The following is a 22,448-nucleotide window of genomic DNA, read 5'->3' on the forward strand; positions in this document are numbered from 1 at the left end:
TCGCGATAGCAGCTGTTAGGGTTGTTTTACCGTGGTCAACGTGTCCGATGGTACCAACGTTGACATGTGGTTTTAGACGTTCAAACTTGGCCTTTGCCATGAGTATTTCCTCTTTTTTTGGTGAATCTTTATCAATCAAAGATCGGTTAATAGCTGTTTGACGGCTCATGATATTTATAAGACCATCAAACCGTTGACGCTATGGCTTACCTAACAAACATTATACTTAATTTTTGAGCTATTGAACATGACAAGCTATTGATACTGCTATATTTTAATCTAACCATAAGTATTGAAATAGATTTAGACTACATTCAATATTGATTGATAAATTCACAGCACTAAAAGGCAACACCTCAGTGTCACCTTTAAATTATTTTTTGCTGTAATAATTTTATATGTTTCAATAGTCTATAATTTCGGCATTGAGGCAAAGCTATATATGAATAGCAAAACAAACACAAAAGATTTAAACAATAAATGGAGCTCATATCGAGAATTGAACTCGAGACCTCTCCCTTACCAAGGGAGTGCTCTACCGCTGAGCTATATGAGCGTATGTTAAAAATCTTTGAGCTGCACTAAAAAAAATATCACGATACAGTAGTAATAATAACTGTCGTGATGAATGTTTAATAGTCTTTGCGATGGTGTATATATGGAGCGGGTGGCGGGAATCGAACCCGCGTCATTAGCTTGGAAGGCTAAGGTGTTACCATTATACCACACCCGCATTTACTCTTATTCGAACCAACTCTAATCGAGAGTCGTTAAGTATATCGAGCATGCTTGGCGCTATGACAAACTTAAAAAATATGGTGGTGGGAGAAGGATTCGAACCTTCGAAGCTTTCGCGACAGATTTACAGTCTGTTGGGTTTGACCGCTCCCCAATCCCACCTTAGGTTGCTTTAAACAAAAATGACTTTAGTTTAAGACATATTCATAAAAAGCTACTTTAAGAGAGATGGTGCCGACTGCCGGGATCGAACTGGCGACCTACTGATTACAAGTCAGTTGCTCTACCAACTGAGCTAAGTCGGCTTGTTCTCTTAAAGTGGTGGCTATTCTATCAAATATTTTGAGATGCGCAAGCCCTTTTTCATCTTTTTTTCAATTATTTTAATAAAAACATTTAAACTATTGATTAAACTAGGATTTTTATAAATAAAGATATGGCATTAAATTAGCTTTTTGTTCAAAGCATTTGTTTTTGCCACACAGCTGGCTATTTAACTAGCGAATGTGCAAACCATTACAGGCCATTTTTACAGCTTTTATCAATGACGAAGCTTTTTTATTGGTTTCATTCCATTCAGTCTCTGGTAGAGAATCAACAAAAACACTCGCGCCTGTTTGAACATGTATCTGACCACGGCGCATCACTGCTGTCCGAATTGCGATGGCCGTGTCCATATCACCGTTCCATCCCAAATACCCGACTGAGCCGCCAAACACCGTTCGACGTACTGGCTCGACCTCATCGATGATTTGCATGGCACGGACTTTGGGTACCCCTGATAGCGTACTAGCGGGAAAAGTAGCACAGAACACATCGAGTGCATCTTTATCCGGTAAGACTGTACCTTCTACATTGGACACTATATGCATAACTTGTGAATAACGCTCAATAAACATCTTTTCGGTGACTTTGACACTGTCATGAGTACAGACGCGGCTCATATCATCGCAACTCACATCGATAAACATTGAGTGCTCAGTAGTCTCTTTTGTGTCATTGAGCAACTCTTGCTCAAGCGCTAAATCTTCTGCTGCATCTCGACCACGCTTGCGTGTTCCTGCCAATGGACGTACAGTGACCTTGCCATTTTCGATACGTGACAGACTTTCAGGAGAGGCGCCGATGATATCAAAACGCTTGTGATCATCAAGCGTGTAACCATGCACTAAGAACAGATAAGGTGATGGATTTAGGTACCGCAGCGCACGATAGACAGCCAGCGAGTCACCTGTGTAGTCTGCCGTCAAACGCTGCGATGGAACCACCTGAGTGGCCTCTCCTGCCTTGATATAGCCTTTTATCTTATCAACATCACTGCAGTACTTCTCTGCGCCTGTCTGTGAAGTGAATGTTGGGGTTGGCATCACTGGCGCACGCAAGTTCGATGGCTCAGCCAGTTTTTCTTCGATTTTTTCGAGTTCACGAATGGCTGAGCTATAGCCATCCTCAGACTGACAGTCGGCATAGACGATGATCGACAAGGTGTTCTCTAAATTATCAAAGACAATGACACTCATCGAGAGCATCAACCACATGTCGGGCATCGACATCGTATTGGGGGCATCAGACAAGCCCACACTTGGTTCAATGACGCGCACCATGTCATACCCAAAGTAACCCACTAGACCGCCGCTAAAGCTCGGTAGTGTGGGAACCTCTGCTGCCGTTGGCATCTGATACTGTGCCATAAGCTTACGAATGTAATCAAAAGGATTTTCGACCCATTCCGTATCGGTATGATCGTTCTTTTTGGTGGTCATATTGCCATCAGCATACTGCACAATCAGATCACTACCCAAGCCTATCATCGAATATCGCGCCCAACGTTCACCGCCTACCAAGGACTCAAACAGATAAGCGGAGCCGTTCAAATCACGTACTTTGGAAAAGACGGACACGGGTGTTTGCGCATCCATCAATCGCTTTTTTACCAATGGTGCATGGCTAAAGCCCTGATCTTTAAACGCTTGGTATTCTTCGAAGGTCATCATAGTAATGCTCGCTTAGCAGCTTATCGTTTATCCATTGTAAAAAATGACAGCGTTAATCCCATTTGCAGTGATTTATATATGCCTGCATTCGGATCGCCTTGATATTTTTAATGGAATCAACGGCATTGGCAAAAAATAAAAAAAAGCCAACGGATCAATAAAAAAGAGCGCCAACACCTTATCTAAATGCTGACGCTAACGTTAATGCGGTAGAAACTCAGTTTTCTTTCCGCTTAACAATGACACATACAAGCCATAAGTATCATGTATAAACGACTGTTGGGTTATACAATACCTTTATTAAATAACCACAATGCCAAGCCAATAATCAAAATGGCAGCAAATACCCATATAAACCAACCGCCGCTTGGTTTTTTCTCTATGTGTCCTGCGTTGGCAGGGTTACTTATCTGTTGGTCTGCAGCGTTATTACCTTGAGTACCAAGATCATGAGATTGACCCAAATTTGCCGTGCCAGAGAACTGTGATGTAGCAGCTTGCTTGGCACGCAAGACGTCAGGATCTGCCTCTTCTTGAAGCTCAGTCGTCGTCGTTTTGTCATGTGCCATTTGAACTGCTGGCTCTTCATCTACTGCAGGCTGCTCTACTAAGGGTTCATTATCCGCAGGTACGGTTGGTTCTGTCGCCATTGCTTCAGGCTCACCAGAGATAACGTCATTAGATACCGTCTCTGCTACAACTGGTGTCTCTTCAATGGGTGAAGGCTCTACACTGTCTGCGGCAGAGAGCACTGTATTTATACCTGTTTCTTTGACAATTGGCGCTTCTTGAGACACAGGTTTGATCACATCGATAATAGCAGTAGAGATATCTGATGCGTCAGTCTTAGTCTCTAAATCCGTCTCACTAGACACATTGTCAGGCGTATCTGTGGTCGATAAAATGTCTTCGATACCCGTTTCTTTTACGATAGGCTCACTGCTCGTCAGAACGGGTTCTTCTACGATAGGTTGTTCAATAACAGTGTCTTTAGTCATAGCATCTTCAACAACTGGCTCTTCAGCAACAGCTTCTTCAGCGATAGTTTCTTCGATAACAGCATCTTCAACGATAGCATCTTCGACAACAGCATCTTCCATGATAACGTTTTCTGTTATTGCCTCATTAGTGACCGTTTCTTCAGCCGTCACTGGCTCATCGAAAATCTCTGCGGACTCAGTACTGGCAACAGTACTAGGCACGATAGCCACTACTGACTCATCTGCTGTAGCCCTAGGCATCTCTAATTCATTAGCCACTGATGTATGCACTTGAAAAGCAAAACTGGCAAAGCCAAGCGTGTCATCTACTTGTAGAAGGTTCGATTCATTGCCTTCGATGCGTCGATCGTTGACGAATGTACCATTAGAAGAATCTAAATCCTTCACGTACAACTGACCATCTAACACGCTCAGCACTGCATGATTGCGAGATACCTGCTTGCTACCTAGTACCACGTCATTGTCGTTACCACGGCCAACTGAGAGGCTATCATCAACCGTTAGCGTTAGATCTCCTAACGCCGCTGTTAATGCATTTAACTGCCAAGTTTTTGTACTTGCTGCCGGGTTCACGCTATCTATATCGTTCGTCATATAATGACTCCTTGATTTTTATTACATTTCAAATGAAAAATAGTCTTAACTCATTGTGCAAATCACAGCTGACTCATAGCAGCTAGAATCTATCTTTTTATCTTTTTATCTGCATATCTGTCTGTTTATTTACGTAAAAAATGCGGTTTTATAACTGTATCAAGCTTACTATACGGAATGCTAAGCGTCGGCATACCATAGGCATATGGACCGATAACATAAGGCTGATAGCGAATATTGATGCCCTTGTCTGTCAATATCACATCATCGCTCAGCGTAAACGGCCAACTTTTCTCATAGCTACTGACATCATCAGCGACCGTTTTTACCCATGTTTGGTATGCCTCATAAGCGAGTGCTTCAAAGCGAGGCTTTTGGCTTGCCAGTAGCATATCTGCCAATTTTATTTGCTTTTTACTGCCGAGATCAAACATTAAGTATTCGCTATAAGGCATGCCATGGGCACCACCAGTGAACACATATGAATTGATATCAAACAGCTCAAAATCATTAACGTGACCCAAATACTCAGGCCTTACCATCCACTCATATCCCCAAGATACATCATTAGGCAGGTCTTGGATTTGTGATGTTGCAAAGTCATCAAGCGCAGCTTTTATATCTTGCGGAGTGCTTGTCGTCTTAACGGTTGCTGATTCAGTTGGTTCACTATTGACGACCAAACTGTTGATACGCGCATTAACCGCCTCATTTATCCACTCATGATTACTCTCAAGATATTTGATCTCAATATCTGGGCAATTATCACGTTCTCCGCAGGCTTGCTGAACATTTTCGGGTAGTTGGTAGTCAAGATAATGGTTGCTACTGATGAGGCTACCTGCATGTGCAGACAGGCTGGTGGCACCCAGAAGCAAGCCACTCGTGAGTAAACCGATGCGATATACGCGGCTTACTCTGTCTGAAAAGAGATGAGTTAGTATAGACTTATTAACGTTCAATGGAGTCATCGCTTCCATGCATCCTTTTTTATAGATATAAAATGTTACTTAACATTCTATCGTAACAATCGTGATGTATTGTAGGAACACTGTTCGTGTTTTTAAGGGTTTACTGGTGACTGAATAGTGGTCTTGCCCCATCTGCCCTATAAACAGTAGACAATAAACCCATAAACAGCAGACAATAAAAAAGACACGGCTAGCGTGTCTTAGTAGATAACAATACCGCGATGTAACTGATTTTAATGCTCACGCGTACTGCTAAACGTGATTTCTGGATAGCGGTCTTGCATCAGCTGCAAGTTAACGCGCGACGGTGCAAGATACGTCAAATAACCACCGCCATCTAGAGACAGTTGGTCATGAGCTTTTTTCTTAAACTTAGCCAGTGCTACTTCGTCATCACAGTGAATCCAGCGAACTGTCGCGATTGAAACCGGCTCAAAGATACATTGTACTTTGTACTCTTCTTTGAGACGATGCGCGACCACCTCAAACTGTAGCACACCGACTGCACCCAAGACCAAGTCATTATTAATCTGCGGCATAAACACCTGAGTGGCGCCCTCTTCACTTAATTGCTGTAGGCCTTTTTGCAATGCTTTTGACTTTAGCGGATCTTTGAGTATCACGCGGCGAAACAGTTCAGGCGCAAAATGTGGAATCCCCGTAAAGTTCAGCTCCTCGCCTTCAGTGAAACTGTCACCGATTGAGATGGTTCCGTGGTTATGCAAACCAATAATATCACCCGGATAGGCTTCTTCTAGCGCTTCACGGTCGCCTGCTAGAAAGGTCAAAGCATCAGCGATACGGACGTCTTTACCCAAACGCACATGCTTGAGCTTCATGCCTTTTTCGTACTTACCAGAGCACACTCGCAAGAACGCGATACGGTCACGGTGGCGCGGATCCATATTTGCCTGAATCTTGAAGACAAAGCCACTAAAAGCCGTCTCATTCGCTGCCACTTCACGCTCATTGGTCGGATGTGCTTTGGGCGGCGGCGCATACTTAACCAAAGTATCTAGCACCATATTGACACCAAAGTTACCCAGCGCTGTACCGAATAGTACTGGCGTCATCTCACCCGCCAAAAATGCCTCAACACTGAACTCTTCTAGCGCCATTTGTACCAGCTCAAGCGACTCTTCAAAAGCGTCAAACATCAGCGTACCCAAACGCTCACGAATATCTGGGTAATCGTAGCCTTCGCGGGTCTCAGAGACCGTCATCTTGCCGCCATTACCTTTTTCATAAAAGTAGGTTTTGTTTTCAGTTAGATGATAGACACCGACAAAATCCTGTCCCATACCAATCGGCCACGTCACTGGAATACATTTAATCTTTAGCACCGCCTCGATTTCGCTCAGTAGCTCAAGTGGCTCACGAATCTGGCGATCGAGTTTATTCACAAAAGAGATGATAGGCGTGTCACGCATGCGGCAAACCTCCATCAATTTGATGGTTCGCTCTTCGACACCTTTTGCGCCATCAACCATCATCAGTGCGCTGTCCACGGCGGTTAATGTGCGGTAGGTATCTTCACTAAAGTCGGCGTGACCGGGTGTATCTAGTAGGTTGACCATGTGGTCTTGATACGGAAACTGCATGACAGAGGTGGTAATCGAGATACCACGCTCTTGCTCCATACTCATCCAATCTGAGGTCGCGTGACGATCCGTCTTACGACCTTTAACCTCTCCCACTACCTGAATTGCCTGTCCCCATAGCAACAGCTTCTCGGTCATAGTTGTCTTACCCGCATCAGGATGCGAGATGATAGCGAAGGTGCGGCGTTTGGCCACTTCTTTGTTCAGTTTCTTTGGATCTACACTCATAATTTTTGGCTTCAACCTTAACTTCAAAAAGGCTGTCTTTTAGACAGTAATCTAAATAAATAGAATAAATAATGGGCGTATTGTAGCCGATTTAGCATCAGGGTGCAGAATTAGCGCACAAAAAACACGTTCTCTCGTTCGCGCGGAACGCGTCAGTATAGTTTCTAACACGCAGCGTGACACTCAGCTTGCATTGCTATTAATGCTTGATAACGTTCAATAATAGCGCTCAATTTGTGCTTCCAAAAAGTCTCCAGCCACCTCATTGACGAGGGTGCAATTTACCACGCCGCGTTGACTGTCAGTATTTGGATCCGTACTCCCTTTGGCCACATAGTTGGCTTCATAGATATTTTTTGCATATTCAAGGCCGCTGTATTCGTAAGCGGGCTCATCGTCATACTCAAAAAACATGACTTGGGCGGATTTATGCTCATTGCCTACGCCAACGGCAAACTGCGAGGTGCGATGGTCTCTATCGTCACTAAAACGCTGTCTGGCAGCATCAATCCAATTATCTAACGAGGCATAGCCTGTTTTGTTTTTATCGTTGAATGCCAAAAATGAGCGCTCGCTTGTGACCACAGGGATATAGCAGACCGAGCCTTCTGGAAAGGCAATATCTGTTGGAATCTCAGGATAGTTGTTCAAGTCAGTAAGAATGCCGCGACTATCACTAATCATGCCAGCACTGACGTTTGTATTCGTGCCAGCACTATAACTATCGGCACGAACGCCTGATAAATCGAGTGTCTTATAAGTTGTTTTATACTCTAGCTTATTATTACTATTTTTCTCATAAATAGGACGTTTGACGGTACGGCCATCGACCTCGATGTCTTTATTTTCGAGTCGACCTTCAAAGTTATCTGCCAGCACTTTTCTGTCCAAATCATTCAGACTCTGATTGCTATAACTGTTTATGATATTGGTCGTTTTGATGTTGCGCGCACCTGTGCGGTAGGTTTCATCGATTCGTGCAATAGCGCTGGCATTGGCATTACTGTCATAGCTATTGGCAAAGCTTGTCAGCATAATCTTATTACTACCAGAACCATACTCGCCATCGTCTTCTTGGCAACCCAAAAGAGTCACCATCGTCAACAGGCAAACACTCGGTATCGCAATCATTCTGTTCATCAAACACTGTCCTTATGATTCAGATTGTCATCATCTATCTGGATGATACTTACTGGTCTAACCAACTATATTATTGATTCTCTTTTTTCTGCGTATGCACACTTCTAACTTTAGCAGCCAGTCATTGGCAATGGACCGATACTGCATTGGTAATATAGTACTTATTAGCTGAACCTAATCATCCCTTACCTCTGCATACAGTACCAATAAAGCCTCATTAAAAGCCTACTTACAAACTTGTTGCAAATATTTACTACTCACGCACTAACCTATACAGATAATTTGCTATGCTGTGTTGTGCGTTCATTCTTATGTATAAAGCCTAGATGTACATGGATGCACATGAAAAAATAGCAAGGAAATACACGCTGTCTAAAGTACAGATCATCTAATATATAAAATGTAAATTACTTAAAATATAAGTCACTTAAAATATAAATTATTCAAATACAAAAACGCAAAATAAAGGACATATTATGAAAACGCTATATTCTACCAAAGCAACTGTTACTGGCGGCCGCGCAGGTACAGCCAGCTTAAGCGATAATGATCTTAGCATCAACATGGTACCACCAGGTTCTGGCAAAGAAGGCAACAATCCAGAGCAAATGTTTGCAATAGGCTACAGCGCCTGCTTTGATGGTGCTCTTGGTGCTGTTAAACAAATGGAAAAAGCAAAATTTGACTCAACCACTGAGATAGAAGTCGATCTATTGCAAGGTGAAGGCAACGACTATAACATTGCGGCCAGAATCCATGTGATCGGTGAAAACACTGAACTGTCTGCCGATGAGTTTCAAGCATTGGTCGAGAAAGCACATCAAGTATGCCCATATTCTAAAGCCACGCGCGGCAATATCGATGTTAGCGTAACGTCAGAAGTCAAATAACATACTTATCGACCCATTATCCAATAGACAACTATCAAGTAGATAACGAGTAAAGTGATAGTAGGTTAATTATAAAAGAACTCAGCTGGTCTGGGTTCTTTTTTTGTTTGAAATGTTGGTGAAAAAATATTATCGCTACAACATCTCGTAACGCTTAAGCAGTTCGGCATGTCCTGATTTTATCGTTATAATAACCGTATATTTTTATCTAATAGCTGATAAGTGACTTTTATGACTGATCCTATGACCAACTCTAACACAGACAGTGACCATAACTCCCATCAAGCGCTCGACCCAAAGGCCATGCCAAACTTTGACACCATGCCCAATGTGGCGATCATGGACACCAGTCATGTGGACAAAAATCAGCCGCCATTTATCTTGGTTGATGGCTCGTACTATCTGTTTCGCACTTATCATGCCCTACCAAAAACCATGCAAAACACTCAAGGCCTGATAACCAATGCCATTCGCGGCACATTAAACGCACTACTCAAGCTGATGCGTCGTTATCACCCTACTCATATGGCAGTTTGCTTTGATACCAAGTCACCAACGTTTCGTCATCACATGTCGACCGACTATAAAGCCGCACGTCCGCCCATCGATATCGAGCTAGTAGAGCAGATTCCTTACATTCATCGCTTGGTAACGGCACTGGGGATTCCGCTGTTACGTATCGAGGGCGCAGAAGCCGATGACATCATCGGTACATTGGCTCATCGCGCCGTCGAGCAAGGTCATCACGTCGTCATCTCAACCGGTGACAAAGACATGATGCAGCTGGTCAACGACTGCGTGATATTGGAAGACAGCTTTACGGGAAAAGTGACGGACACTCAAGCCGTCATCGACAAACTTGGTATTACACCCAATCAAATGATTGATTTTTTGACCTTGATGGGTGATGCCTCAGACGGTATCAAGGGCGTACCTGGCATCGGTAAAAAAACGGCCAAAGACTTGCTCGTTGAGTATGGTGATATCGGTAATATGTTAAAGCATATTGGCTTTATCAAAGGTCGCGGTGCAAAAGGCTTGATCGAACACGCTGATGATATTCCGTTCAATCGAAAACTGGCCACTATCGTGACAGATTTGGCCATCGGCCAAGACTGGAATGACCTAAAAATCAATACTGACCCTCGCGCTCATATAGACGAGTTACGTACGCTCTATAATGAGCTTGAGTTTAGAAATGAGCTGGCGTCTCTTGCTCACCCCAATCATCCTGCGAATGGGAACGGCGCACAAAGTGTCGCTGACAGTCGCGCCGATGCTGAGTCGCAGGCACAAGTCGCCAAATCTCTACAATCGATCAATAGTGAGCACATCACAGACAGCAAACATCAGGATAAGGCGTGGCACACTATCTTGGATATGCCTGCATTTGATAGCTTGCTGACGTCATTGGAGGCGGCGCCGCACTTTGTTATCGATACCGAAACCACCAGTGTTCATTGGCGCGAGGCACAAATCGTTGGTCTGTCTTTTGCCATGCAAGCCCACGAAGCCTACTACATTCCGCTGACGCACAGTCTAGAAGGTGATGAGCTAACCGCCAAACAGCTCGACCGTGATACGGTACTGGCACGCTTAAAGCCTGTGTTAGAAAATCCAAATATCGGTAAAATCGGTCAGCACCTAAAATATGATGCCCACATTCTCAGTCATTATGATATCGATTTGATCGGCGCCATTCATGAGCAACCGAACAACTGGGCCATGGACACCATGCTTGCCAGCTATGTGATTAATGCAGCGGCCACGCGCCACGGCATGGATGATTTGGCGCGTCATTATCTAAAGACGCAGACTATTAGTTTTGAGAAAGTCGCGGGTAAAGGCGCCAAGCAAGTCACCTTTGACCAAGTGGCCATCGATATCGCTAGCGACTACGCTTGTGAAGATGCCGATATTACCTATCAGTTGTTTGATGTGTTCAGTGTTGAGCTCGCTAACGATGACAATAATGCCAAGCTACTACATGAGCTAGAGATTCCAACGGCTGAGATCCTATGTCAAATGGAAGCAAACGGTATCTTAATCAAGCGTCCGTTTTTAAACGAGTTATCGAAACGCTTTGATGAAGAAATCATTGCATTAGAAAAACGCGCTTATGAAGTGGCTAGTGAAGAGTTTAATCTCGGTTCGCCAAAGCAGCTCGGTGAGATGCTATTTGAAAAACTCGGCGTAGCTGGTGGTAAAAAAACCAAGTCCGGTCAGTACTCGACTGGTGAAGCGGTATTGTCAAAAATCGATCATCCATTGGTCGATATCACGTTGGAATATCGCAGCTTATCTAAGCTCAAGAGCACTTATACCGACGCGCTAGACAATGTGGCAGATAGCGAGACCGATCGTGTACACACCAGCTATCATCAAGCACTGACCAGCACTGGACGTTTATCTTCTACTGATCCCAATTTACAAAACATCCCGATTCGTACGGCAACTGGTCGCTTGATTCGTCAGGCCTTTATTGCACCAGCAGGTCGCGTCATCCTCGCAGCCGATTATTCACAAATCGAGCTCCGGTTGATGGCGCATTTCTCAGGCGATCACGCGCTTACTCATGCTTTTAACGAAGGGTTAGATATTCACGCTGCCACCGCTGCTGAAGTACTGGGCAAGGATGTCGCTGACGTCACCTCGACTGAGCGGCGCAATGCCAAAGCCATTAATTTTGGCTTGCTATATGGCATGAGTGCGTTTGGTCTAGCCAAGCAGCTGCAAATGAGCCGTAACGAGGCACAAGACTATATCGATATGTATTTTGAGCGCTATCCAGGCGTCAAAAACTATATGATCAATACGCGCGCCAGTGCGTACAAGCAAGGCTATGTCGAGACGATACTAGGCCGTAAGCTCTATACACCTGATATCAATCATAGTAACCGTATGGTCAAGCAAGGTGCTGAACGTGCTGCGATTAATGCGCCACTTCAAGGCTCAGCAGCAGATTTAATCAAGCTTGCGATGATCGCAGTTGATAAAGTTCTGCCAAAAGAGCATGCCAAAATGCTACTGCAAGTCCATGATGAACTGGTATTCGAAGTAGATGCCGATAAAGTAGATGAGGTGAGCCAGCTGATTACTGATGCGATGCAAGATGTATTGACGGCTACGGCAGTAGAAAAAGGCTGGAACGTCGACTTTGCCGTACCGTTACTGGTTGAGACGGATAGTGGTCAGAACTGGGATGAAGCGCACTAATCACTGATTTGGGTAAATGAGATAGAGTGTGGGTTGTTTTTTGCGTATTTGCCACCACTAAAGTTGCTATTCAGCCCACCTTCAGTGTTATAAGACTGTTGATGGCATAGATGATATTAACCCCATATACGCATTACACAGTGTTCGGTCTAGAGTGAGCCTTTGCGCTCACTTTTTTGTTTTTAAAAATCAGGAGTGTTTTATTTTGAGTACAGATGGCATTATTGAAGCCCCTGGTATTATCCTATTGATAGCCTGCCTGCTCCGCAGCTCACAGTACGTTATGAAGAGTCGCATTAGACAGAGTCAAGCTTTTTGGCTAGCCACGGTACTTTCGTTTGTCGCTGTGATTCGCCGCGAGCTGAACTACTTACCCGACTTATTGGTTCCAAGCGACTTCTCCTTTCTCAGTCAGTCTTATGACTGGTGGGAAGACAGCGTCCTGACCGTTATTTACCTTGTCGCCCTTGGTTTATTTGCTTACTCAAGACGCTACCTGTGGGCCGCATTAAAAAGCGTTCATGTCTCTGTCTACCTTGGTGTCACTGCACTCGCTATCGTGCAATACATGGGCGAGAACGCCATTGGGTTCCCTCATACGTTGGGCGGTATCGTTGAAGAACTGGCTGAAACCGCGATTTATGCCATTGCCTTAACTTATATTTGGCGATTTAATTTGACAGAATTTGCATCAGGTTTTGGCTATCCCTCAGACTATGAGCTAAACCACAGCAGTAAATAACACTCGTCAATGTTTTATAAGTATTAAAGAAATATTTACGGCTACTCGATATGGGTAGCCGTTTTGCTTGCAGCGCGGATACTAAGCGCTTGCTCGATAGATTTATCGATAAAAACATTGTCTTTAATCCGTGTGTTTTTAATCGCGCCTGCCGCGCTTTCTTCACGAATCTCAGAACCCACAACGATAGGCATACCTACCGTCGCTGCAAACCTATTTCCTTCAATCAGTGTGCCGTCATCTTCTACGATAACGCCCTTCTCTACCTGCTCAAAACGGTTATCAATAATTTGATTGTTTTTGGCACTGTCCAAATGGTAGCTAGCAAATGGCGTTTGCTTGACTAAATAAGCACCACATTCAAAACCTTTAAGATTACGTGATTGTCTTGATGCCACCCAAACACCAACTGGCTCGTCTTCAAAGACATTATTGGCAATTATATTGTCACGGCTCGATTCGGTACGTTTAAAATGATTGCCCCGCGTTGGATCATCAGCATGCTCGAAACAATTGCGGTATAGCAATACACTGCCTGCGCCATTATGAATAAAGTGATTGTTTTCGATACGGTTGTTGCTCGACGAATCGACAGCAATGGCTTCACGATTCGGCTTAAATGTACGAAAACCATTGCCGACAAACACAGAGTTTTTGATCATATTATCGCGGCTACCAAATTCTAAATACAGTCCAACAGTGCCTGCGTTTTGGATACGTACTTTATCAAAAGTGATGTCATGTACATGATCTCCGACGAACATGGCACTATTGATACTGTTGCGACTACTGACATTAATGATGTGAATATCATTTGGGGCGAGTGCGCGATTGGCAGCAGGATTGATAAAGCCGCGCGCATAACGCTGGTTTGGGTTGCTATATTGGCGAATGTGCAGCGCATGGCCGTAGCCATCCACATGACAATTGGCAACAGCAATATTTTTTATAGCCTTATCTGTTTTAGGCTTAACCATAATCGCGCTAGCCTTTGAGTTATCATCGGCCATGGTACTGAGTAACGCACCACCACAGTCAAGTGAGCTATTTGATTGATTGAGCTCAAAACGTATCGATTGCCCTGTCAAATCACAGCCATTACTGAGTGTACTATGGCCTTTTACCCTAACCGTTTGCTTGGGCTTTAGCTGTGCGCAGTCGATTATCGTCGTGGCTGTCGGCAGCTTGCCATCAATAACGAGCGGCTGCGAGTTGACAGCGCTTTCAGTGCTCTCTGAATGGAGCACAGGCAGGCGTTTGCATGCTGTCAAGCCAACGATAACGCTCATTAAAGATACTGCTATTAGACTATTAGCGCTAAACATCATTGGGTATCTCGTTTTTATGGTTTGTCTTACATTTTTTGAACATCCTGTCACACCTTACTACTATTAGTCATCATCATAAACCGTCACACTTACCTTTAACGAATGAGACGAACCATAACCCTCAATAATAATAGTAAATAACAAGGAAACTGTCATGGAAAATTCAAAGAACCCATTACCAGAAGAGATGGATCATATTGATGGCAACAGCCGCGATAATAATATAGATAACTCAGATCTTGATAGCCTAGATGAACCAGACAACCAACTGGTCGATTTAGACAATCCTATGCTACACACTACCGACAATGATGATGTGATTGATAACAGCGTAGGGTTTAACAATTCAGAAGTCGGTACAGATGCTATCCAAGGCCTGACACCTGCACATCGTCAAAACATAGACGAGTCACGTGTTGATGAGATGTTGGTTCAAGACAACTTGGATGACCGTGATTATCCAGATTCGATGGACATCGTGGACAGAGAAGCCGCCGAACGCAGTAACGATGATGACTTCTAAAAATCATTGCGATTGTTAATACAGCCTTTTAAATGAAAAAGCACGCTTAATTATATTAAGCGTGCTTTTTTATGGCTTATCCTTTCATCAATGAAAAGATACCTTTACTACGGACTAAGCCCAGCCATCCAACGTACCAGCCCAGCCTTTCACTAGTGGCAGACTCAACGCTTCTAGCAATTCAATATGCGCCTCATCAAGGTTGAGTGCTGGAATATAATGATACTCTTGCCCGCCTGCATGCAGGAAATTTTCACGGTTCTCAATTGCTAGCTCTTCTAGTGTCTCAAGACAATCGGCTGAAAATGCAGGGCTAATCACTTGCACCGAGCGCACGCCTGACTTACCCCAATCTTCCAATACCACGTCAGTATACGGCTTGACCCATTCTTGCTTACCGAAGCGCGATTGAAAACTGATAATCCATTCATCATCGTTCAGACCAAGCGCGTGTGCGACTTGTGCTGCCGTACACTTACACCGTTTAGGATACGGATCGCCTTTATCCGCATAAGGCTGCGGGATACCGTGAAAGCTAAACATCAACTTCTCAGGCTTACCATGTTTTTCTTGGAAACGGCGAATAGAGTTGGCCAATGCCTGTATATATAGCGGATGCGCAAAGTAATCTTTGACAATCGTATAATTGGGTAAGTTGCGCTGCTTGAGCGTCCATTTGGTCAGCGCATCATATACCGCACCGCCTGAAGAGGCTGAATACTGCGGAAATAGTGGCAAGATGACGAAATGATCAACCCCTTCGCCACGCAGCGTATCCATGACATCGGGCAAACCAGGATTGCCATAGCTCATCGCTGAATGCACAGAGACGCGAAATGGCGCCACACTATCCGCTAAACGCGGCTCTAACAGCTCAACTTGGCTCTTTAGTATCTTGCGAATCGGCGAATCGCCCTCCCAAATACTAGCGTAAGCCTTTGCTACGCGCTTTGGGCGACTTGGTAAGACAAATAGATTCAGAATGATCGCCCATAGGAATTTAGGAATTTCAATAACCCGTGGGTCTGACAAAAACTGTTTAAGATAGCGGCGTACGGCAGGTGCCGTTGGCTCATCTGGCGTACCGAGATTCACTAGCAAAACGGCAATACGTGGGGGCAATTTAGGTTTCATAGTGGCACTTTATTAGCAGTGAATGATTAAAGACGATGTCACCATTATAAGAGGTAAAACGGTTAAGACAAGATTGAATAGGTATCTCATTAGTGTCGCATTTTATATATTAGTGGCACGCGCGAAAAGTGCACCTATACAATTTGATATGCAGTGGCTATTTATTCAATGTTTGTTCATTACTGATTGTCTACGGCTCCTATACTGTCCCTCGTCCAAAAAACTGTGACTGAAAGGCTCGCGTGACGGTTGTACTCCTACGCGCATCGCCATACAATAGGCAGGCTCAGTTTATAAAAACTGCGTAGGTAAAATAGTCTGTCAACATCTTGCCATTTTGCTTTTATTTTATTGATGATTGTTGTCTTGCGAGGTAGCTTTGAACGCACGCTCTGATAATACCAGTGACCAGCCCCTTAATTCTGAGGCCATGTCTAATAGCTCAGCCCATACTACGGCAGGTTCAGTAGGTGTCGTTACGCCCCAAAACTTCCATTTCGCTGAGCCATTGACCTTGGAGTGTAACCGTACCCTGCCCTCGTTTGATTTGATGGTAGAAACTTACGGCACGCTCAATAGCGACCGCTCAAATGCTATTTTGATCTGCCATGCATTGTCTGGCAATCATCATGCAGCCGGCTTTCATAGCAGCGATGAAAAAAAGGCAGGCTGGTGGGACAATATGATCGGGCCCAACAAAGCCATCGATACCAATCAGTTTTATGTGGTGTGCGTCAATAATATTGGTAGCTGTTTTGGCTCAACAGGGCCTACAACCATTAATCCTGATAGCGTTGGTGTGGATGACAGCGATGAGCCGCAAGTATATGGCCCTGACTTTCCGCTTATCACAATCAAAGACTGGGTAAAGACCCAAGCCATGCTCTCAGACCGTCTGGGAATTGACATTTGGCACGCTATCGTTGGCGGTTCGATGGGCGGTATGCAGGCACTGCAATGGTCTGTTGATTATCCAGAGCGGCTAAAGCGCTGTGTGGTTATTGCTAGTACTCCCAAGCTCTCTGCGCAAAACATTGCCTTTAACGAAGTCGCACGTCAGTCGATACTATCCGACCCTGATTTTAAAGATGGTCGCTATTTACAAGCAGGCACTTATCCGCGGCGTGGGCTCATCCTCGCACGCATGGTTGGTCATATTACTTATTTGACTGATGATGCAATGAAAGCCAAATTTGGCCGTGATTTAAAATCTGGCAAGTTTATGTATGGTTATGATGTCGAGTTTCAAGTTGAGAGCTACTTACGCTATCAAGGCGAGCGCTTTAGTGAAAACTTCGATGCCAATACTTATCTGCTCATGACCAAAGCCTTAGACTATTTTGACCCGACGCGCGACTACTCTTCAGACCCATCAACTGTAATAAAAGACAATATAGAAGCAGCAGTGCAAATAGAAGACTCAATCGCAGCATCAGTCGAGTCTATCAAAGCGAATGCACAGAATGAATTAGAAAATGCAGTAACGACGATTGAAGATATTGAGTCTGATCGCCAGCAAGAGCTTTCTGCGCTTAAAGCAGCCTTTGCGCATACTCAGTGCCAGTATCTGGTGGTGTCATTCACCACTGACTGGCGCTTTGCCCCTGAGCGCTCACAAGAAATCGTCGATGCACTCATGGCCACTGGCAAACCTGTCAGCTATATCAATATTGATGCACCGCACGGACATGATTCGTTTTTGTTCGACATACCGCGTTATATGGGTGCCGTAAAAGGCTTTTTGACTGCCCCCTCTATTACCCATAGTCGCCCAGTTAGAGGAGAGTGCTCATGAGAATGGACTATCAATTGGCGGAGCGCTGGATTGCACCGCAGGCACACATACTCGATTTGGGCTGCGGTAATGGCGAGCTGCTCGCGCATTTACAGCATAACCTAGGCGTCACTGGATATGGCCTCGAGATCGATGAAGACAAAATCAATGAAGCCATCGGCAAAGGATTATCCATCGTCGAACAGGACCTCAATGATGGCTTAGCGCGTTTCGCTGACAACAGCTTCGATACGGTGGTGATGGCACGCGCGCTACAGGCAGTCAAATCACCTGATGTATTGCTGCTCGACATGCTACGAGTGGCACGCGAGGCCGTCATCACATTCCCCAACTTTGCCCATTGGCAAAACCGTGTTCATCTAGGTCTAAAGGGCATTATGCCGGTCTCTGAAGCACTGCCTTATGAGTGGTATAACACGCCAAACATTCATTTATGCACGTTCAAAGACTTTGAAAAACTGTGCGCGCAGCATGATATCGATATCATTAACCGTTTCGCTGTAAGTGATTCTGAAAAAGGTCACACACCACTAATGAAAGCGTTAATACGCCGAGCACCTAATTTGTTAGCAGATGTTGCCATCTATCGCGTGACTAAGAAAAGTATCAAGTAAAGGCTGATAATCATTTTGTATCAGGCGGCCAAAACTGATGTAAAAGTCATGTTTTTAGACTTAATAGAGTATTAATCCCTTGTCATTTTTAGTAACTGTATGATTTTGTTGGGGCAAATTAGGTATAAATGCCTAGGGTACTGTGTAATTAGTATTTGAGTTTCGTAAGTTTGGGTGTTAAGCTAGCAAAATATTGTCAGCTACCCCGCTATTACGACCGTTTGTCTAATCAGTTGGGGGTTTATCTACAATACAAATTCACTAGATCAAATTGCTAACGATTGGGTACGTTCATATTGCACGACTCCACCTAATGGTTATCACCGTCTAAAATCCTTTAGCGGTACAATTTTTTTGCTTACTCATTGCCTAATTTTGGAGCTGCTATGAAATTACTAAAAGCTGCGTTGTTTACTGCATTATTTTCTTGTGCTGGTTTGGCCAATGCTGAGTTGATATCTAACGTACCGCTTGATACCTCGCGTTTTGAGCTGATGCCTGTCAGTGAGCTGTCTAGTCGTGCTGCCCAAGGCAACGACCACGCTCAGTTCTACTTAGCCAAACGTCTGCAAAAAGGCGAAGGCATTGCCCAAAATACCCAGCAAGCACTTCAATGGTATACCAAAGCTGCTCAGCAAGGCGTTGCCCCTGCTCAGTTGAATCTGGCCATCATGTACTTGCGCGGTGAAGGCGTCCAGCCGAACTTGCAACAAGCACGCGTTTGGCTAGAAAAAGCTGCGATGCGCGGTGACAACCGTGCCAGCTATACCCTTGCACTCTTAGATGAAAAGCAAAAAAATCTGGTCGATGCCTATAAGTGGTATGACCTAGCTGCCCGTGATGGCATGCTCGATGAAAAAGTCCGTAACAAAGCACGTGGCAAAATTGGCGAATTGGCATTGAACTTATCAAGCGCAGATATCGCCAGTGCTCGCAGCAAAGCGGATACGTGGTTCCAGAGTAAATAATATCTGACTCTACGCATCAAATACCAAAAAGCTCAGTATCTTACTGGGCTTTTTTATTGGATTTTTTTCGTTACACTGCATAATCTTCATAAATCTTCAAATATCATCTCAATTTTGCTACACTACGCGCGCATTAATCAATTCCACAATCAAGCTAGTGTTATAACCCATTTTGAATTGAGAAAGTCTATTTCAAATGAATGCGATATAAGGAAGCCGAGCGCAGATTGTACCCAGAGTACATCAAGCGGGGATGACACAATAACGTGTTTATTTGAGCTAGACTGTTAACCCAACGCACTAGGTTTACGACCTAGCCAGCAGGAGAAAAATATGAGCACTACTCAAAATAGTTTTACCCAGGATGTCACTGACACTGACAATAAATCAGCGCCTGTCTACGATAGCGTCACTAATAATATCGTGGTTGCCGCCCTTTATAAGTTCACCCGCTTTGCTGATTTTGAGCACTTCCGTGAGCCCATTTTAGATACCATGCTAAGCAATGACGTCAAAGGCACGCTGCTCATTGCTGCAGAAGGCATTAATGGGACGATTTCTGGCACACGCAAAGGTATTGACACTGTCCTTGACTACTTGCGCAGTATCGCAGCCATTGGTACTTTTACCTTTAAAGAGTCTTATACCAATGAGCAGCCGTTCTATCGCACCAAAGTTAAGCTGAAAAAAGAAATCGTCACCATGGGTGTCGAAAATATTGACCCGTTACAGTCGGTTGGTCGCTATGTAAAACCAAGTGAGTGGAATGCGCTGATATCTGACCCTGATGTCATCCTTATTGATACCCGTAACGATTATGAAGTACAAATCGGTACCTTTAAAAATGCCGTAAATCCAAAAACTGACACCTTCCGTGAGTTCCCAGAATACGTGGCAAAAGAGCTCGATCCAGCCAAGCACAAAAAAGTGGCGATGTTTTGCACGGGTGGCATCCGCTGTGAAAAATCGACGGCATATATGCGTGAGCAAGGATTTGAAGAGGTCTATCACTTAGAAGGTGGTATTTTAAAATACCTAGAAGAAATCGATAGCAATGAGTCTATGTGGGAAGGTGACTGCTTTGTGTTTGATAACCGTGTATCAGTCAATCACAATTTAGAAAAAGGCAGCTACGAGCAATGTTTTGCTTGCCGTATGCCAATCACGGCCGATGATATGCAAAGCCCTGCTTATATCAAAGGCGAGTCATGCCCGCATTGTATTGATAAAGCGACTGACGAGCAAAAAGCCCGTTTCCGTGAGCGTGAGCATCAAATGCAGCTGGCGCAAAAGCGCGGTGAAGCGCATATCGGTAGCGACGTCATAGAGGTCATAGAAAAACGCAAAGCGGCTAAGGTTGAAGCACAGCGGGTCGCTGATGCCGCCAATCAGGCCAAAAAGGGATAAAAAAATTATTCCTGGCTAGGGCATGTCCTCAATTCAAACAATAATCATCTAACTGGGCTAAAAATGGCTAAATTTTGCCAAACAGCGTCAAATAGCTAGTCAATATCTCGATATTATCTATACTATTTTTCTCATTTGACGGCAATTTATCTCATTTTTATCTCCATTTTTGAAATGAGGACACACCTAAAATAAAAAAAAGAGGCTCTAATTAATAGAGCCTCTTTTTTTTATGAAAAATTGTCAGTACCTATCAGAACACTCAGCGCTGATATAGGGAATTGGCTATACTAGAACAAAATACGTACGCGGATAGTCTCTTCTACGTCTTTTAGTTGGTCTAATGCAGCGGTCGAATCATTATAATCAACATCCATCACTAGATAACCCACATCACCTTCCGTCATTAGGCTCTGTGCGAGGATGTTAATCCCAGCTTCGGCAAACAAACGGTTGATCTGAGACAGTACGCCCGGTACGTTTTTGTGGATATGTAGCAGACGATGCGAGTTCTCTTTAAACGGAATAGAAACTTCCGGGAAGTTTACCGCAGTCGCCGTATCACCTTGATCAGAGTATCTAACAAACTTATCTGCTACTTCCAGTCCGATATTGGCCTGTGCTTCTTGTGTTGAACCACCGATATGCGGGGTCAAAATCACGTTATCAAACTTACGTAGTGGTGACTCAAACTCTTCGTCAGCTGATTTTGGCTCTTTTGGGAACACATCAATGGCCGCGCCCAAGATTTTGCCAGACTCTAGTGCCGCTGCCAAATCATCAATCTCGACACACGTACCACGTGCTGCATTGATGAAGTAGCTGCCGTCTTTCATTTGTGCAAACTGCTCAGCTTTCATCATGTAGCGGGTGCTTGCCACATCAGGTACATGCAACGTCACGATATCCGCCGTTGATAGTAGCTCTTCTAAGTTACTCACTTGCACTGCATTGCCCAGTGGCAATTTGGTCACAGCATCATGATAGATGACTTTCATGCCAAAGCTTTCTGCCAATACAGAAAGCTGTGAGCCGATAGAGCCATAGCCGACAATACCGATGGTTTTGCCGCGCACTTCATGTGAGTTGGTCGCAGACTTGCCCCAACCGCCGCGATGTACGGTGGCGCTCTTTTCAGGAATACCGCGATACAGCATAATAGCTTCGGCGAGTACCAACTCAGCTACCGAACGGGTATTCGAGAATGGCGCGTTAAAGACAGGAATGCCCAATTCACGAGCAGCTTCAAGGTCAACTTGGTTAGTACCAATACAAAAACAGCCAATACCAATCAGTTTATGCGCATGCGCAAGCACTTCACGTGTCAGCTGAGTGCGCGAACGAATACCGATAAAGTGAGCATCTTTAATTTTTTCGATCAGCTCGTCTTGATCTAAGGCGTGACTGATATTCTCGATGTTATGATAACCAGCTCCTTCCAATACTTTTAAGGCATTGTCATGTAGACCTTCAAGCAATAAAAACCGGATTTTGTCTTTTTGTAGTGATAACGCCATATGAGAACTGTCCTATAATTGTTTTATAAGATTACCTGTTGGATAAT

Annotated in this window: 17 protein-coding genes and 4 tRNA genes; 8 read left to right on the forward strand and 13 right to left on the reverse strand. The window is 44.3% G+C overall.

All coding sequences use genetic code 11. The features are described from left to right. The 10 genes from I6E86_RS00005 to I6E86_RS00050 form a co-directional block, all read right to left on the reverse strand. On the reverse strand, positions 1-100 hold a 100-nt coding region (locus tag I6E86_RS00005), incomplete at its 3' end, for a GTP-binding protein (protein ID WP_227680485.1). Between the two features lie 381 nt (positions 101-481). Next, positions 482-556 (reverse strand) — tRNA-Thr (locus I6E86_RS00010). 103 nt (positions 557-659) lie between these two features. Continuing rightward, positions 660-733, reverse strand: a tRNA-Gly gene (locus I6E86_RS00015). An 83-nt stretch (positions 734-816) separates the two neighbouring features. Further along, a tRNA-Tyr gene (locus I6E86_RS00020) sits at positions 817-900 on the reverse strand. Positions 901-967: 67 nt separating this feature from the next. Further along, positions 968-1,043 (reverse strand) — tRNA-Thr (locus I6E86_RS00025). 192 nt (positions 1,044-1,235) lie between these two features. After that, the gene (locus I6E86_RS00030) at positions 1,236-2,732 is read right to left on the reverse strand and encodes an anthranilate synthase component I family protein (protein ID WP_197174542.1); all 1,497 of its coding nucleotides are present in this window, start codon (positions 2,730-2,732) and stop codon (positions 1,236-1,238) included. 284 nt (positions 2,733-3,016) lie between these two features. Next, entirely contained in the window at positions 3,017-4,327 is a 1,311-nt protein-coding gene (locus I6E86_RS00035; RefSeq protein ID WP_197174543.1) for an FHA domain-containing protein, read from the reverse strand. 125 nt (positions 4,328-4,452) lie between these two features. After that, a complete protein-coding gene (locus I6E86_RS00040) occupies positions 4,453-5,298 on the reverse strand; it encodes an RsiV family protein (protein ID WP_227680455.1) in 846 nt (281 codons plus the stop codon). A gap of 233 nt (positions 5,299-5,531) precedes the next feature. Then, positions 5,532-7,127 carry a peptide chain release factor 3 gene (locus tag I6E86_RS00045; protein ID WP_194363721.1) on the reverse strand — a complete coding sequence of 532 codons (1,596 nt, stop codon included), beginning with the start codon at positions 7,125-7,127 and terminating at the stop codon, positions 5,532-5,534. A gap of 216 nt (positions 7,128-7,343) precedes the next feature. Continuing rightward, complete coding sequence (locus I6E86_RS00050; RefSeq protein ID WP_197174545.1) at positions 7,344-8,267, reverse strand: hypothetical protein; 924 nt, start codon at positions 8,265-8,267, stop codon at positions 7,344-7,346. A 476-nt stretch (positions 8,268-8,743) separates the two neighbouring features. On the opposite strand from I6E86_RS00050, the gene I6E86_RS00055 reads away from it, so the two are divergent. The 3 genes from I6E86_RS00055 (at position 8,744) to I6E86_RS00065 (ending at position 13,115) form a co-directional block, all read left to right on the forward strand. Next, positions 8,744-9,157, forward strand: coding sequence for an organic hydroperoxide resistance protein (locus I6E86_RS00055; protein WP_197174546.1), 414 nt, complete (start codon positions 8,744-8,746; stop codon positions 9,155-9,157). A 231-nt stretch (positions 9,158-9,388) separates the two neighbouring features. Next, on the forward strand, positions 9,389-12,373 hold the full coding sequence (polA, locus tag I6E86_RS00060; protein WP_413786975.1) for a DNA polymerase I: 2,985 nt from the start codon (positions 9,389-9,391) through the stop codon (positions 12,371-12,373). Between the two features lie 205 nt (positions 12,374-12,578). After that, positions 12,579-13,115 (forward strand): hypothetical protein, encoded by a 537-nt coding sequence (locus tag I6E86_RS00065; protein ID WP_197174547.1) that lies wholly within the window; start codon positions 12,579-12,581, stop codon positions 13,113-13,115. Between the two features lie 41 nt (positions 13,116-13,156). On the opposite strand, the gene I6E86_RS00070 is transcribed toward I6E86_RS00065, so the two are convergent. After that, positions 13,157-14,404 carry a NosD domain-containing protein gene (locus I6E86_RS00070; protein WP_197174548.1) on the reverse strand — a complete coding sequence of 416 codons (1,248 nt, stop codon included), beginning with the start codon at positions 14,402-14,404 and terminating at the stop codon, positions 13,157-13,159. A 193-nt stretch (positions 14,405-14,597) separates the two neighbouring features. Between I6E86_RS00070 and I6E86_RS00075 the strand changes: the two genes are divergently transcribed. Next, the gene (locus I6E86_RS00075) at positions 14,598-14,966 is read left to right on the forward strand and encodes a hypothetical protein (protein ID WP_197174549.1); all 369 of its coding nucleotides are present in this window, start codon (positions 14,598-14,600) and stop codon (positions 14,964-14,966) included. 114 nt (positions 14,967-15,080) lie between these two features. Here I6E86_RS00075 and hemH read toward each other — a convergent pair whose 3' ends face one another. Then, positions 15,081-16,100, reverse strand: coding sequence for a ferrochelatase (gene hemH, locus I6E86_RS00080; RefSeq protein ID WP_197174550.1), 1,020 nt, complete (start codon positions 16,098-16,100; stop codon positions 15,081-15,083). A 430-nt stretch (positions 16,101-16,530) separates the two neighbouring features. Between hemH and metX the strand changes: the two genes are divergently transcribed. The 4 genes from metX to I6E86_RS00100 all read left to right on the forward strand — a co-directional run bounded on the left by metX (position 16,531) and on the right by I6E86_RS00100 (position 20,884). Continuing rightward, positions 16,531-17,895 (forward strand): homoserine O-acetyltransferase MetX, encoded by a 1,365-nt coding sequence (gene metX, locus I6E86_RS00085; protein WP_197174958.1) that lies wholly within the window; start codon positions 16,531-16,533, stop codon positions 17,893-17,895. Then, a complete protein-coding gene (gene metW, locus I6E86_RS00090; protein WP_197174551.1) occupies positions 17,892-18,509 on the forward strand; it encodes a methionine biosynthesis protein MetW in 618 nt (205 codons plus the stop codon). The genes metX and metW overlap by 4 nt, the downstream gene beginning before the upstream one ends. A gap of 386 nt (positions 18,510-18,895) precedes the next feature. Next, the gene (locus I6E86_RS00095) at positions 18,896-19,477 is read left to right on the forward strand and encodes a tetratricopeptide repeat protein (RefSeq protein ID WP_197174552.1); all 582 of its coding nucleotides are present in this window, start codon (positions 18,896-18,898) and stop codon (positions 19,475-19,477) included. 333 nt (positions 19,478-19,810) lie between these two features. Continuing rightward, entirely contained in the window at positions 19,811-20,884 is a 1,074-nt protein-coding gene (locus I6E86_RS00100) for a rhodanese-related sulfurtransferase (RefSeq protein ID WP_227680456.1), read from the forward strand. Positions 20,885-21,174: 290 nt separating this feature from the next. On the opposite strand, the gene serA is transcribed toward I6E86_RS00100, so the two are convergent. Beyond that, positions 21,175-22,401, reverse strand: coding sequence for a phosphoglycerate dehydrogenase (gene serA / locus I6E86_RS00105; protein ID WP_194363712.1), 1,227 nt, complete (start codon positions 22,399-22,401; stop codon positions 21,175-21,177). Between the last annotated feature and the right edge of the window lie 47 nt (positions 22,402-22,448).

The sequence above is a fragment of the Psychrobacter sp. SWN149 genome, from assembly GCF_015864565.1.
Taxonomy (GTDB): domain Bacteria; phylum Pseudomonadota; class Gammaproteobacteria; order Pseudomonadales; family Moraxellaceae; genus Psychrobacter.

Bases quoted from the DNA above. Each gene is read 5' to 3' on its own strand.
- polA (WP_413786975.1), top strand. From the start codon at position 9,389: ATGACTGATCCTATGACCAACTCTAACACAGACAGTGACCATAACTCC.
- I6E86_RS00075 (WP_197174549.1), top strand. From the start codon at position 14,598: ATGGAAAATTCAAAGAACCCATTACCAGAAGAGATGGATCATATTGAT.
- I6E86_RS00055 (WP_197174546.1), top strand. From the start codon at position 8,744: ATGAAAACGCTATATTCTACCAAAGCAACTGTTACTGGCGGCCGCGCA.
- I6E86_RS00035 (WP_197174543.1), bottom strand. From the start codon at position 4,327: ATGACGAACGATATAGATAGCGTGAACCCGGCAGCAAGTACAAAAACT.
- I6E86_RS00045 (WP_194363721.1), bottom strand. From the start codon at position 7,127: ATGAGTGTAGATCCAAAGAAACTGAACAAAGAAGTGGCCAAACGCCGC.
- hemH (WP_197174550.1), bottom strand. From the start codon at position 16,100: ATGAAACCTAAATTGCCCCCACGTATTGCCGTTTTGCTAGTGAATCTC.
- serA (WP_194363712.1), bottom strand. From the start codon at position 22,401: ATGGCGTTATCACTACAAAAAGACAAAATCCGGTTTTTATTGCTTGAA.
- I6E86_RS00050 (WP_197174545.1), bottom strand. From the start codon at position 8,267: ATGAACAGAATGATTGCGATACCGAGTGTTTGCCTGTTGACGATGGTG.
- I6E86_RS00100 (WP_227680456.1), top strand. From the start codon at position 19,811: ATGAGCACTACTCAAAATAGTTTTACCCAGGATGTCACTGACACTGAC.
- I6E86_RS00040 (WP_227680455.1), bottom strand. From the start codon at position 5,298: ATGACTCCATTGAACGTTAATAAGTCTATACTAACTCATCTCTTTTCA.
- I6E86_RS00070 (WP_197174548.1), bottom strand. From the start codon at position 14,404: ATGAGCGTTATCGTTGGCTTGACAGCATGCAAACGCCTGCCTGTGCTC.
- metW (WP_197174551.1), top strand. From the start codon at position 17,892: ATGAGAATGGACTATCAATTGGCGGAGCGCTGGATTGCACCGCAGGCA.
- metX (WP_197174958.1), top strand. From the start codon at position 16,531: ATGTCTAATAGCTCAGCCCATACTACGGCAGGTTCAGTAGGTGTCGTT.
- I6E86_RS00030 (WP_197174542.1), bottom strand. From the start codon at position 2,732: ATGATGACCTTCGAAGAATACCAAGCGTTTAAAGATCAGGGCTTTAGC.
- I6E86_RS00095 (WP_197174552.1), top strand. From the start codon at position 18,896: ATGAAATTACTAAAAGCTGCGTTGTTTACTGCATTATTTTCTTGTGCT.